The sequence below is a fragment of the Planococcus sp. TJ-302 genome, from assembly GCF_058268455.1.
This window is the reverse complement of sequence record NZ_JBZDOI010000001.1, coordinates 920604-935079: the sequence shown is the minus strand read 5'-3', so window position 1 is coordinate 935079 and position 14476 is coordinate 920604. Positions and strand designations below refer to the sequence as shown.

Sequence of the window (14476 nt, the reverse complement as noted above, 5' to 3'; positions counted from 1 at the left end):
CAGACGGGCATGCTATAATTTCAAATGGTGTTAAATACACACGCATTTCGATTTGAGCCGCAGGTGCTTGAAAAAGTAACGGTTCAGAGAAGAAAAATGCGGAGGGAAAAAATAACCTATCAGGAGGAAACACACATGTCAGTAATTTCTATGAAACAATTGCTTGAAGCTGGTGTACACTTTGGCCACCAGACTCGCCGTTGGAACCCGAAAATGAAAAAATATATTTTCGTTGAGCGTAACGGTATCTACATTATCGATCTTCAAAAAACAGTCCGCAAATTGGAAGAGGCTTATAGCTTCATGAAACAAGTGGGCGAAGAAGGCGGTAAAGTACTATTCGTTGGAACGAAAAAACAAGCACAAGACGCTATCAAAGAAGAAGCTGAACGTTCTGGCAACTACTACATCAACCAACGCTGGTTGGGTGGTACATTGACTAACTTCGGTACAATCCAGAAGCGTGTCAACCGCTTGAAACAAATCGAGCGTATGGAAGAAGACGGTACTTTTGAAGTGCTTCCTAAAAAAGAAGTAGTACAATTGAAAAAACAACACGAACGCCTTGTTAAATTCCTTGGCGGAATCCGTGATATGAGTTCACTACCGGACGTAATGTTCGTAGTTGACCCACGCAAAGAACGCATCGCTGTTGCAGAAGCAATGAAATTGAACATTCCAATCGTTGGTATCGTTGATACTAACTGTGATCCGGATGAAATCGATTACGTTATTCCTGCAAACGATGACGCAATCCGCGCAGTTAAGCTTTTGACTGGTAAAATGGCAGATGCTTTGCTTGAATCAAAACCAGAAGTTGAAGAAGAAACTCCAGCTGAAGCTGCTGAGTAATTCACAAGTATTACAGGTGATAAGCGGCGAAACCCACTTATCACCTTTTTTTGAGAAAATGTTCTTATTTTAAGGAGGAATTTAATCATGGCAGTTACAGCACAAATGGTAAAAGAATTGCGTGAAAAAACGGGCGCAGGTATGATGGATTGCAAAAAAGCATTAGTTCAAACTGATGGCGACATCGACGCGGCTATCGACTTCTTGCGTGAAAAAGGCCTATCAAGCGCTTCTAAAAAAGCGGACCGCATTGCTGCTGAAGGGATTACAAACATTCTTGTCAAAGGCAATGAAGCTGTAATCTACGAAGTGAACGCGGAAACTGATTTCGTTGCTAAAAACGAAGGCTTCCAAACACTTGTAAAAGAATTGGGCGAGCATTTGATCGATACAAAGCCTGCAACTATTGAAGAAGCTACTGCTTCTACAATGTCAAACGGCCTTACTGTGGCTGACCACATTTCGAACGCAATCGCTAAAATCGGTGAAAAAATCACTTTGCGCCGCTTCGAAATCCGCACAAAAACTGATGCTGACTCTTTCGGTCCTTACCTGCACATGGGCGGACGCATTTCAGTACTAGTTGTTCTTGAAAACTCTACAAACGGTGATGCTGCTCGCGATATCGCTATGCACATTGCAGCTTTGAACCCGAAATACGTTTCACGCGACGAAGTTTCTGCTGACGAAGTGGAACACGAGCGCAAAGTCTTGACTGAACAAGCACTTAACGAAGGCAAGCCTGAAAATATTGTTGCTAAAATGGTAGAAGGCCGCCTTGGTAAATACTTCGAAGACGTTTGCCTTTTGGATCAAGCGTTCGTTAAGAACTCTGACCAAAAAGTACGTGACTTTGCAGCTTCTACAGGCGGATCTGTAAAAGAATTCATCCGCTACGAAGTCGGCGAAGGCATCGAAAAACGCGAAGACAACTTTGCTGATGAAGTTATGAGCCAAGTAAACAAAAAATAATCTTTATTATCATAGGATAGACTTGGGGAACACTGAATGTGTTCCCTATTTTTCAATAAAAGTGTAACGGAGGGTACCGATGAGTGTTCAACAATATAAACGCATTGTACTAAAACTTAGTGGAGAAGCGATGGCTGGAGAAAAAGGATTCGGATTATCTCCTGAAATCATCAAATCGGTTGCTGCCCAAGTAAAAGAAGTTGTCGAACTGGGTGTGGAAGTTGCTGTAGTCGTAGGCGGCGGAAATATTTGGAGAGGCAAGGTCGGCTCGGAAATGGGAATGGACCGCGCAACTGCTGATTATATGGGCATGCTTGCAACTGTCATGAATTCCTTGGCATTGCAGGATTCCTTAGAAAAGCAAGATGTCGAAACAAGAGTCCTTTCTTCTATTGAAATGCGCCAGGTTGCAGAACCTTACATCCGCAGAAGAGCGATCCGCCATTTGGAAAAGAAACGCGTCGTCATTTTTGCGGCCGGTACAGGCAACCCATACTTCTCTACAGACACGACAGCTGCACTTCGCGCTGCCGAAATAGAGGCCGATGTCATTTTAATGGCTAAAAACAATGTGGATGGAGTTTACTCAGCGGATCCTAAAACTGATTCAACTGCAGTTAAGTATGAAGAGCTTTCATATTTCGATGTAATCCAGCAAGGGCTGCAAGTGATGGATTCGACTGCTTCCACACTTTGCATGGACAATGATATTCCACTCGTAGTATTCTCTATTATGGAAAATGGAAACATAAAACGAGCTGTTCTCGGTGAAAAAATCGGGACAGTAGTGAGGAGAACCTTATAATGCCAAAATCAGTGATAAAAGACGCGAAGACAAAAATGGACAATGCAATTCAAGCCTTTTCTCGTGAACTTGCTTCAATTCGTGCAGGACGTGCAAATCCGTCAATCCTTAACAAATTGACGGTGGATTATTATGGTGCCCCAACTCCGATCAACCAAGTAGCAGGTGTCGCTGTTCCAGAAGCACGCCTTATTGTAATTCAGCCGTATGATAAGACGATTCTTGGCGATATCGAAAAAGCAATCATGAAATCGGATTTGGGCTTAAGCCCCTCCAATGACGGCATTGTCATCCGCCTTGCGATTCCAGCGTTGACAGAAGAACGCCGCAAAGATCTTGTGAAACAAGTGAAAAAAGAAGCAGAAGAAGCTAAAGTTGGCATACGTAACATTCGCCGTGACGCAAATGACGATTTGAAAAAGCTTGAGAAGAAAAGTGAAATCACGGAAGACGATTTGCGCAGCTATTCTGATGAAGTGCAAAAGTTGACGGATTCATTTATCGTGAAAATCGACGAAGTTGCAAAAGACAAAGAAAAAGAAATCATGGAAGTATAAATCGAACTTTCCACGAGGAAAAGCGTTCTGTTTAACAGAACGCTTTTTTTCATGCCAAAAATATGGCAATGGCGCGAAAGAAAGCGCACAACGTTATTTTTTTTGATATGATAAGCATTAGACATGCCGATTTGTAATAGGTGGAGGAATAAAAATGTTCAATAAATTATTAAAGAGAATGACCGATACAGAAACTGCAATTGAAAATGATGAACGAGTATATGCTGCTGCGGCGCAAAAGGTGCCGGAACATATAGCCATTATCATGGACGGCAATGGCCGATGGGCTAAGAAGCGTTCGCTGCCAAGAGTGGCGGGGCATCACGAAGGCATGAAGACGGTCAGAAAAATTACGAAGCTGGCCAACGAATTGGGCGTCAGCTATTTAACCTTATATGCTTTTTCCACTGAAAATTGGAAAAGGCCAAAAATGGAAGTGGATTTTTTGATGCGCCTTCCAGAAGAATTTTTATCTGTGTTTCTGCCGGAATTGATTGAAGAAAACGTTAGGGTGGAAATGATGGGGTATCACCACAACCTGCCTGCCCATACAATTGAAGCGGTAAGAAAAGCAAAAGAAGCAACAAAGGACAATACAGGGCTTGTCTTGAACTTCGCCTTGAATTATGGCAGCCGAGCTGAAATTGTCGATGCTGTGAAAAATATTGCAACCCAAGTGGCGGCCGGAACATTGGATGTCTCGGAAATTACAGAAGAACACATCACTACAGGGCTGATGTCGTGTGACATGCCGGAACCGGATTTGTTGATCCGCACGAGCGGAGAAGTCCGTTTAAGCAATTTCATGCTCTGGCAATTGGCTTATACCGAATTTTGGTTCACAGAAACTTTATGGCCGGATTTCGGAGAAGAATCATTGCTCGAAGCGATTGAGAACTACCAGAAACGCAATCGCAGGTTCGGAGGATTGAAAGGGGAAGAAGCGAATTGAAACAGCGTATCATCACTGGAATCATTGCTGCAGCTCTCTTTATTCCCTTCGTTATTTATGGAGGCACGCCGCTGACCATAGTACTGTACGGCCTTGCAACGGTGGGACTGCAGGAATTATTGAACATGAAGGGCAGAAGCCTGCTCAGCATACCCGGCTTGATTTCTTTGATCGCGCTATACGCGTTCATGATGCCGGATGCATGGGCGCAATGGGTATTTGAAACAACGGGTTATGAAAAAGTTGAGTTTGCATTTATGGCTGTAATCTTACTATTGATCCATACGGTGGTCGTTAAAAACAGCTTTACATTCGACGATGCTGCATTTGCTATTTTAGGTACACTTTATATTGGCGTCGGATTCTTTTACATGATTGAAACACGTGCTGCAGGCCTGGATTTTGTCGTTTACGCATTATTGGTCGTGTGGTTTACCGACTCAGGTGCTTATTTTACGGGTCGAAAAATAGGCAAGCGCAAATTATGGCCAGAAATCTCACCGAATAAAACCATTGAAGGGTTTGTCGGAGGCATTGTTTGGGCCATTGGCATTGCTTTAATCTTGAATTATTTTGTGGATCTTGATAAATCGATTCTGATCATCATCATCGTGACTATAATCGCTTCTGTTTTTGGACAGATGGGTGACCTGGTTGAATCTGCGTTGAAAAGACATTTCAATGTCAAGGATTCCGGCAACATCCTACCGGGGCATGGCGGCATTTTAGACCGTTTTGACAGCATTCTTTTTGTAATGCCGTTATTGCATTTTCTACATTTCATCTAGGAGAAGGAGCATCTGAATGACCAAAAAAATAGTTTTGCTGGGGGCAACCGGTTCGATCGGTGTGCAGACGGCGGATATCATCCGTGAACATCATACCGAATTTAGGCTGGCCGGCTTTTCAGCAGGCAAAAACATAACATCAACAAAAGAATTGGTCCAAGAGTTCCATCCGGAAATCGTTTGTGTACAAAACGAAGAAGACGCAGCAGCACTAAGAGCAGAATTCCCGGCAGTGTCGTTCGTTTCCGGAAGCAAGGGCTTAATTGAGACCGCTACATACGATGCGGATATTTTAGTGAATGCCGTAATTGGCAGCGTGGGGCTAGAGCCGACTTTAGAAGCCATTAAGCTTGGCCGCACCATTGCAATAGCGAACAAAGAAACACTGGTTACCGCAGGGCATCTTGTCATGGAAAGCGCGAAACGCTACGGCGCAATGATTTTGCCAGTTGATAGCGAACACTCGGCGCTCTTCCAAGCGCTGAACGGAGAAAAGCTTGAACAGGCAAGCCGCTTGATATTAACGGCTTCCGGCGGCAGTTTCCGAGACTTGGCGCGTTCGGAACTTGAAAACGTGACTGTTAAAGAAGCATTGGCTCATCCAAACTGGTCGATGGGAGCAAAAATAACCATCGATTCTGCAACTATGGTCAATAAAGGCTTGGAAGTGATTGAAGCGCATGTACTTTTCGGCTTTGGCTATGACGACATTGATGTCTTGCTGCACCGGGAAAGCATCATCCATTCAATGGTGGAATTTCAAGATACGAGTGTCATGGCCCAATTGGGGACACCTGACATGAGGGTTCCGATCCAATATGCGCTGACATATCCTGACAGGCTGCCAAGGCCGAATGCCAAAAGGCTTAATCTGGCGGAAATCGGCAAATTGCATTTTCAGGACATGGATTACGAACGTTTCCATGCGCTTCAGCTAGCATTTGATGCGGGCAGAACGGGCGGCACGATGACGACCGTTTTTAATGCCGCTAATGAGCAGGCCGTTGCCATGTTCTTAGCCGGAGAAATCAAATTCCTGCACATAGAAGAAATGATCGAACGTGCGATGCATAGCCACGACACGGTGCAAAGCCCGGATCTTGAGACGATCCTTTATGCAGACGCTCAAACAAGAAAATCCGTTAAAAACATGCTAAAATAACTTAAGACAAAACCGAGTATGGTTAATAAGGATGGGTTTAAATGGAAACAGTATTAGCGTTTGTCATAATTTTTGGTGCTTTAGTATTTTTCCATGAACTTGGGCATTTTCTCTTTGCGAAAAGAGCCGGAATTCTGGTCCGTGAATTCGCAATCGGAATGGGGCCGAAAATTTTAGGCATCACTAAAGGCGAAACACTGTATACGCTGCGGCTCCTGCCAATTGGCGGATATGTGCGCATGGCGGGCGAAGAAATGGATGCCATTCATATTCAAGCCGGCCATCGTATTGGTGTTTTACTGAATAAAGAAGGACTTGCAACAAAAATCATTATGAACCAAAAAACCATGCATCCGGAAATACTGTTTCTGGAAGTGGAAGAAGCGGATCTGGACCGCGAGCTTTACATCAAGGGCTACGATGAGGACGAACAATTTGTCCGGATCGGCGTCGCCCGTGATGCTGTAATTGAAGAAAACGGTAAAGAAACCATTTTGGCACCGTATGATCGCCAATTCGATTCGAAAAGTGTCGGCAATCGCTTCTTGACCATCTTGGCTGGGCCTCTCTTCAATTTCATCTTGGCTTTCTTCATCTTTACGGCTTTGGGCATGATGCAAGGGGTTCCAACATTCGAGCCTGTCATCACAGAAGTTGCAGAAGACAGTCCGGCATCTGAAGCCGGTATGCAAAATGGGGACTTGGTTACTGAAATTGACGGAACTTCAATTGCGACCTGGGATGAATTGGTTGCAATAGTCCAGGGCAATGCCGGCAATGCGCTTCCATTTGAAGTGGAGCGCGGCGGCGAAACTTTGGACTTCACCATTACTCCTGAAGTATCAGAAGAATCTCCGGAAAAAGTCGGAGTCATTGGTGTGCTTTACCAAAGCCCGATGGAAAAGGACTTTTTCGGATCGTTCGTTTATGGTGCAGAACAGACCGTGTTCTGGTTCAAAGAAATCTTCCGCTTGCTGGGCATGCTGGTTACGGGCCAATTTACAATTGACGCATTGTCCGGTCCGGTAGGTATTTATAAAACAACTGAGGAAGTTGCGAAATACGGAATCTTTACACTGATGAGCTGGGCTGGTATGCTCAGCATCAACTTAGGGATCATGAATTTACTGCCGCTTCCGGCATTGGACGGCGGGCGCCTTATGTTCTTCATTCTTGAAGCGCTGCGCGGCAAACCTGTCGACCGGCAAAAAGAGGGCATGGTCCATTTTGTCGGAATCATGCTGCTGATGCTGCTGATGATTGTAGTCACGTGGAACGATATCCAGAAGTTCTTCTTTTAAGAGAGCAGCTTTTCCTATATAGAAAGAGACAAAAATTAATCAGTCAGTTGAGGTGTATTTTGGAATGAAACAAACAGCAACTTTTATCCCGACACTTAGAGAAACACCGGCTGATGCGGACGTAAAGTCCCATCAGCTCCTATTGCGCGCAGGATTCATCCGTCAAAACACGAGCGGAATTTATTCGTTCTTGCCATTAGGCAAACGCACATTGCAAAAAGTGGAGAATGTCATCCGTGAAGAAATGGAAGCTGTCAACAGTGTGGAAGTATTCCTTCCTGCCTTGCAGCAAGCAGAACTTTGGATGGAAACTGGCCGCTGGTATTCGTATGGCGACGAGCTAATGAGGCTGACGGACCGCAACAACCGTGCTTTCGCACTTGGCGCAACGCATGAAGAAGTCATCACGAGCCTTTTGCGTGACGAAATCAAATCTTATAAGAAATTGCCGTTGAATTTATTCCAGATTCAATCGAAATTCCGGGACGAAAAGCGCCCACGCTTCGGCTTGCTGCGTGGCCGTGAATTCCTGATGAAAGATGCTTATTCGTTCCACGCAACGCCTGAAAGCCTAGATGACACTTATAACGACATGATGCAGGCTTACACGAACATCTTTAAGCGATTAGGCTTGAATTTCCGGGCGGTTATCGCGGATTCAGGGGCCATCGGCGGTAAAGACAACCACGAATTTATGGTATTGTCTGATATTGGGGAAGACACAATCGCATATTCTGATCTCTCAAACTATGCAGCCAATATTGAAATGGCGGCAGTGAATGTCGAGTATCCGGCTTCAGGCGAAGCCGAAAAAGAAATCGAAAAAGTGGCGACGCCAAACCAAAAGACAATTGCCGAGGTAGCCGAATATTTGAATAAATCTCCAGAGCAATGCATTAAGACTTTGGTATTCAAAGCGGATGAAGATTTCGTTATTGTGTTATCCCGCGGCGATCACGAAATCAATGACGTCAAAGTGAAGCACGCAACGGGCGCAAAAATAGTGGAAATGGCTTCTCCTGAAGAAGTGTTGGAGCAATTGGGCTGTGAAATCGGATCCCTTGGTCCGGTGAAACTGAAATCGCCGATCCGCGTTTATGCAGACCATGGCGTCAAATCAATTGTCAATGGCGTAACTGGCGCGAACGAAGCCGGCTTCCATTTTATCAACGCGACACCTGAGAAAGATTTCTCGGTCGACACGTTTGCTGACTTGCGTTTTATCCAAGAAGGAGACGCTTCGCCGGACGGTGAAGGTATTATCAAATTCGCGAAAGGCATTGAAGTCGGCCACATCTTCAAGTTGGGCACAACCTATAGCGAGCCAATGAAAGCGACATTCTTGAACGACCAGGGTCGTGCAATGCCTTATATTATGGGATGCTACGGCATCGGCGTTTCCCGGGTAATGGCTGCAGTGGCTGAACAATTCCAAGACGACAACGGTTTTACTTGGCCGGATGTGATTGCACCTTATGAAATTCATATTGTACCGGTTAATATGAAAGATGAAACTCAGCGCGAGTTGGGCGAAGACCTTTACAAGTTATTGAAATCGTACCGCTATGAAGTTCTTCTTGATGACCGCATTGAGCGGGTAGGCGTTAAATTCGCGGATGCGGATTTGATCGGATTGCCTGTGCGCATTACGGTCGGCAAAAAGGCTTCTGAAGGCATTCTTGAAGTGAAATATCGCCGCACCGGAGAGACTTTTGAGTGGAAACGTGAAGAATTGCTTGACCATCTACAGCAATTCTTTAAGAAATAACCGGAAAATCTGATATGATTGGAGGAAAGTACAACTTGTACTTTCCTTTATTTTTTCTATATAAGTTGAACTAAAGAATATAAACTTTATGTGCCGCTCCGGTCGCTTTGGGCATGGCTCTCGCTATGAGCCGAGAAGAACACTCGGCTCATAGCTTCGCCTAGCCCTTTGACGCGCCTCCGCTAAGATATCTCTCGATATGGAGCAAAACAGCGGAGACGCCTGCGGGAAAGCGAGACAGCCGAGACCCCGCAGGGAGCGAAGCGACCGAGGAGGCTTGGCGCTCGCCCGCGGCAAGCGCAGCTGTTTTGCGGAATATCGAAACTTATAAAATTTAAGTTCCACTTATATATTTTATAATACTGTTACAAAGGGGATAGTTATGACAAATCAGCAAGATCCAAAGATGCGTTTCAATCTGCTTCTTCAGCATCTCGATTTAACAGACGATGTACATATGCCTTTTTTCGAAGAAGCTGAACTGACTCGGATGACAGTCCATAAAAAAGAACGGACTTGGCGTTTTATGATCAAAGTAAAACAGACCTTGCCCTTGAAATTATATTTATTGCTGAAAGAACGGCTGTACGCGAATTTCTCTTCCATTGCGACAGTCCAGTTGCAAATTGAAAGCGGCGCAGTTTCGGCCGACGAAAATTTGGTTATGGAATATTGGAAATACGTCGTGGAAGAGTTTTCCGATATGGCGCCCCCTTTGCGGGAACAGCTTATCAAACAAGCACCGGAATGGAATGGCCAGAAGCTGATGGTCAAATGCAGCCGTGAGCATGAAATGATGGCGTTAAAATCGAAATACAGCGACAAACTCGCTGCGGCATACCAGCAATTCGGCTTTTCACGACTCGCCGTGGACTTCCAACTGTCTGAAGAAAATAACGAAGCGCAGGAGGCCCATGAAGCCTTTATGCAGGAGCGTTTGGCAGAAGAGGAAGAAATGGCCAAGAAAGCGGTAGCTGATATGAAAAAACGCGATACCGACCGCAAAGAAAACGGCGGCCATTCCGGCCCGTTCCAAATGGGCGTCAATATCAAACCGGATGAGCCGATTGCCGAGATCAAATCCATCGTTGACGAAGAACGCCGGATTACGATTGAAGGCTTTGTATTTGATGTGGAAGTGCGCGAACTGCGAAGCGGCCGTTCCTTGTTAACGGTGAAAATTACCGATTACACCGATTCGATTTTGGTGAAAATGTTCTCGCGTGACAAAGAAGACGCGGAGCTTATGGCGAATGTCCAAAAAGGCATGTGGCTGAAAGCGCGCGGTTCAATCCAAACGGATACGTTTGTACGTGATTTGGTCATGATGGCTCAGGATATGGTGGAAATCAATCCTGTAAGGCGTTTGGACACAGCAACTGATAAACGGTCTGAGCTGCATCTTCATACGCCAATGAGTGCGATGGATGCGGTATCCTCAGTGGAATCGCTTGTCGCTCAGGCGGCGAAGTGGGGCCATCCGGCAATCGCCATCACGGACCATGCCGGCGTTCAATCATTTCCTGATGCCTATGCGGCCAGTAAGAAACATGGCATCAAAGCCATCTTCGGCTTGGAGGCGAACCTCGTCGATGACGGAGTCCCAATCGCATATGAAGAGCGCCATGCCATGCTCGAAGAAGAGACATTCGTCGTTTTTGATTTGGAGACGACGGGGTTGTCTGCTGTTTACGACACAATCATCGAACTCGCCGCCGTTAAGATCAAAGGCGGCAACATCATCGATAAGTTTGAAAGTTTTGCAAATCCGCACCATGAATTATCCGCGACTACGATCGATTTGACTGGCATTACCGACGATATGGTGAAAAACGCGCCGGAAGTCGAAGAAGTCATCCGCAAATATCATGAATGGGCAGGCGACCACATCATGGTGGCGCATAACGCGGCATTTGATATGGGCTTCCTGTACGTTTGCTATAAAAAATACGGCATCGACAAGAAACATGCGACTATCGATACGCTGGAACTTGCGCGTATGCTTCATCCCGAACTGAAAAGCCATCGCCTCAACACATTGGCGAAGAAATTTGGCATCGAGTTGACCCAGCATCACCGGGCAATCTACGATACCGAGGCGACGTCCTACCTTTTAACGCATCTATTGAAAGAAGCGCACCAAAAGGGCATTCTTTACCACGACCAGCTGAATGATTATGTCGGCAGCAACGACGCCTATAAACGCGCTCGGCCGACGCATTGCACCCTGCTGGCGCAAAACGACGAAGGCTTGAAAAATTTGTTCAAGCTGGTCTCTTCTTCGCATATCGATTATTTCTACCGCGTGCCTCGCATCCCGCGTTCACTCTTGCAGCGACACCGCAAAGGACTGCTGGTCGGCTCGGGCTGCGACAAAGGAGAGGTCTTTGAAGCGGTCATGCAAAAGTCGATGGAAGAAGTTGAACAAACGGCTCGGTTTTATGATTATCTTGAAGTCCATCCAAAAGAAGTTTATTCCCATTTGATCGAGAGGGAATTGATCCGCGACGAATGGAACTTGGAAGATGTGATCCGCAAATTGGTGAAAGTCAGCCGCAAATTGGAAATTCCATTGGTGGCGACAGGGAATGTCCATTACCTGGATGAAACGGATGCCATTTTCCGCCAAGTATTGATCGGTTCACAAGGCGGAGCGAATCCGTTGAACCGCCATAAATTACCGAAAGTCCATTTCCGCACCACCAATGAAATGCTCGAAGCGTTCGACTTTTTAGGCGAAGAAACAGCTTATGAACTCGTCGTGGCGAATTCGAACAAAGTTGCGGATATGATTGAGACAGTGAAACCGATCAAAGATGAGTTGTATACGCCGAAAATCGAGGGTGCTGACGAAGAAGTCAGGGAATTGAGTTATTCCATGGCCCATCAAATATACGGTCCGACGCTTCCGGAAATTGTCGAAGCCCGCATTGAGAAGGAGCTAAAGTCCATCATCGGCCACGGTTTTGCGGTCATTTATTTGATCTCCCATAAGCTGGTTAAGCGGTCTTTGGATGATGGTTATTTGGTAGGGTCGAGGGGATCGGTCGGTTCGTCGCTAGTTGCGACACTGACCGAGATAACAGAAGTCAATCCGCTGCCGCCGCATTACATCTGCCGGAAATGCAAAGCATCCGAGTTTTTTGATGATGGTTCTGTCGGCTCCGGTTTTGATTTGCCAGATAAAGATTGTCCGGATTGCAACATACCGTTCCAAAAAGAAGGCCAGGATATTCCGTTTGAGACCTTCCTTGGATTTAAAGGGGATAAAGTTCCCGATATCGATTTGAACTTCAGTGGCGATTACCAATCCAGAGCCCATAATTATACGAAAGAATTATTCGGCGAAGACAATGTATTCCGTGCAGGGACAATCGGCACCGTTGCCGAGAAAACCGCTTACGGCTATGTCCGGGGCTACGCCAACGACCGGGAAATGACGCTTCGTGGAGCGGAAATCGACCGTTTGGTGCAAGGCTGTTCAGGCGTCAAACGAAGCACGGGGCAGCATCCCGGCGGTATCATCGTCGTACCCGATTACATGGACATCTACGATTTCTCGCCTATCCAATTCCCGGCGGACGCCCAGGATTCAGAGTGGAAAACGACACATTTCGACTTCCATTCCATCCATGATAATTTGCTGAAACTGGATATTCTAGGGCACGATGATCCGACGGTCATCCGGATGCTGCAGGATTTGTCCGGAATCGATCCGAAAACAATCCCGACCGACGATCCGGAAGTCATGAAAATCTTTTCCGGCGTTGAATCACTCGGCGTCTCTGAAAAACAGATAGGCTGTAAAACCGGAACCTACGGCATCCCCGAATTCGGGACACGCTTTGTTCGCCAGATGCTTGAAGAAACAAAGCCGACGACGTTCTCGGAACTGGTTCAGATTTCCGGACTGTCTCACGGCACTGACGTATGGCTGAGCAATGCCCAGGAACTGATCCAAAATGGTACATGCCAGCTGTCAGATGTTATCGGCTGCCGGGATGATATCATGGTCTACTTGATTTACCAGGGCCTTGAATCTTCATTGGCATTTAAAATCATGGAGTCTGTACGAAAAGGGAAAGGCCTAACGCCTGAAATGGAAGAAGCGATGAAAAAAGAAGGCGTCCCGAATTGGTACATTGAATCGTGCAAAAAGATCAAGTACATGTTCCCGAAAGCCCACGCCGCAGCCTATGTATTAATGGCTGTCCGGATCGCTTATTTCAAAGTCCATTTCCCAATCTTGTACTATGCAGCGTATTTCACCGTACGGGCGGAAGATTTTGATGTCAACGCGATGGCCAAGGGCTCATCGTCGATCCGCGCAAAATTGGATGAAATAAATGCCAAAGGACTCGAAGCATCAACGAAAGAGAAGAACTTGATGACGGTCATGGAATTGGCACTGGAAATGGTTGAGCGCGGCTTTACGTTCCAGAAAGTCGATTTGTATAAATCGTCCGCCGATGAGTTCATCATCGAAGGCACCAGCCTGATTCCGCCGTTCAATGCAATTCCCGGCCTTGGGACGAATGCAGCGAAATCGATTGTTGCTGCCCGCCAACTGGGCACGTTCCTGTCGAAAGAAGATCTTCAGCAGCGTGGACGCGTTTCGAAGACGATTATCGAATACATGGACGACCACGGTTGCCTAGAAGGAATGCCGGATGCCAATCAGCTGTCACTGTTCTAGCAGGTTGCACAGCAACAGGCTTTATGGTATTATTGTAGTAACATTTATGAATAGCTCTGTCACAAAAGAGTGGGTTCTCCCGCTCTTTTCTGTTGTTATGGCATAAAATTGTCGGGAGGCATGTATGAGTAAAATAACTGAACAAATCGAACAAATCGCAATGCCCATCACCGAAGAATTGAACCTTGAACTTGTCGATGTAGAATTTGTCAAAGAAGGGCGCAATTATTTCCTTCGCGTGTATGTGGACAATCCGGCAGCACCGATCGACATTGAACAATGTGCATTAGTAAGTGAAAAGCTTAGCGAAATTTTAGATGAGCTCGATCCGATCGAACAGAATTATTTCCTTGAAGTTTCTTCACCAGGCGCTGAGCGTCCGCTGAAAAAAGACAAGGACTTTGAAAAGGCGATTGGAAAGCTTGTGTATATCAAAACCTATGAGCAAATAGATGGTGCAAAGGAATTCGAAGGCTATTTGCAGTCATTTTCTGAAGATGAAGTACAAATTGAAATCAAAATCAAAACACGCAGAAAAACAGCCGCTTTCGACCGCACGAAAATTGCAGTCATCCGTTTGGCCATTGATTTTTCTGTAAAACCTGATTGAAGAACGTGGGAGT

The 14476-nt window shown here is 45.9% G+C and carries 11 protein-coding genes; all 11 read left to right on the top strand.

The window, feature by feature from the left end; genetic code table 11:
- Positions 1-135: 135 nt before the first annotated feature.
- Positions 136-852: a 30S ribosomal protein S2 gene (gene rpsB / locus AC4EHB_RS04820; RefSeq protein ID WP_135503835.1), complete on the top strand. Its 717-nt coding sequence runs from the start codon at positions 136-138 to the stop codon at positions 850-852.
- Positions 853-939: 87 nt separating this feature from the next.
- The gene (gene tsf / locus AC4EHB_RS04815) at positions 940-1824 is read left to right on the top strand and encodes a translation elongation factor Ts (protein WP_490974461.1); all 885 of its coding nucleotides are present in this window, start codon (positions 940-942) and stop codon (positions 1822-1824) included.
- Positions 1825-1903: 79 nt separating this feature from the next.
- On the top strand, positions 1904-2629 hold the full coding sequence (gene pyrH, locus AC4EHB_RS04810) for a UMP kinase (RefSeq protein WP_490974460.1): 726 nt from the start codon (positions 1904-1906) through the stop codon (positions 2627-2629).
- Positions 2629-3186, top strand: a complete 558-nt coding sequence (gene frr, locus AC4EHB_RS04805) for a ribosome recycling factor (protein WP_416144884.1) — start codon at positions 2629-2631, stop codon at positions 3184-3186. The genes pyrH and frr overlap by 1 nt, the downstream gene beginning before the upstream one ends.
- A gap of 154 nt (positions 3187-3340) precedes the next feature.
- A complete protein-coding gene (uppS, locus tag AC4EHB_RS04800; protein ID WP_490974459.1) occupies positions 3341-4138 on the top strand; it encodes an undecaprenyl pyrophosphate synthase in 798 nt (265 codons plus the stop codon).
- A complete protein-coding gene (locus AC4EHB_RS04795; protein ID WP_490974458.1) occupies positions 4135-4926 on the top strand; it encodes a phosphatidate cytidylyltransferase in 792 nt (263 codons plus the stop codon). Before uppS ends, AC4EHB_RS04795 begins: the two co-directional genes overlap by 4 nt.
- A 16-nt stretch (positions 4927-4942) precedes the next feature.
- Positions 4943-6088 (top strand): 1-deoxy-D-xylulose-5-phosphate reductoisomerase, encoded by a 1146-nt coding sequence (gene dxr, locus AC4EHB_RS04790; protein WP_490980824.1) that lies wholly within the window; start codon positions 4943-4945, stop codon positions 6086-6088.
- A gap of 41 nt (positions 6089-6129) precedes the next feature.
- Positions 6130-7389, top strand: coding sequence for an RIP metalloprotease RseP (gene rseP / locus AC4EHB_RS04785; RefSeq protein ID WP_490974456.1), 1260 nt, complete (start codon positions 6130-6132; stop codon positions 7387-7389).
- Between the two features lie 64 nt (positions 7390-7453).
- Positions 7454-9157 carry a proline--tRNA ligase gene (locus AC4EHB_RS04780; RefSeq protein ID WP_490980823.1) on the top strand — a complete coding sequence of 568 codons (1704 nt, stop codon included), beginning with the start codon at positions 7454-7456 and terminating at the stop codon, positions 9155-9157.
- A 382-nt stretch (positions 9158-9539) separates the two neighbouring features.
- The gene (locus AC4EHB_RS04775) at positions 9540-13853 is read left to right on the top strand and encodes a PolC-type DNA polymerase III (RefSeq protein ID WP_490980822.1); all 4314 of its coding nucleotides are present in this window, start codon (positions 9540-9542) and stop codon (positions 13851-13853) included.
- Between the two features lie 124 nt (positions 13854-13977).
- Complete coding sequence (rimP, locus tag AC4EHB_RS04770; RefSeq protein ID WP_490974453.1) at positions 13978-14463, top strand: ribosome maturation factor RimP; 486 nt, start codon at positions 13978-13980, stop codon at positions 14461-14463.
- Positions 14464-14476: the final 13 nt, after the last annotated feature.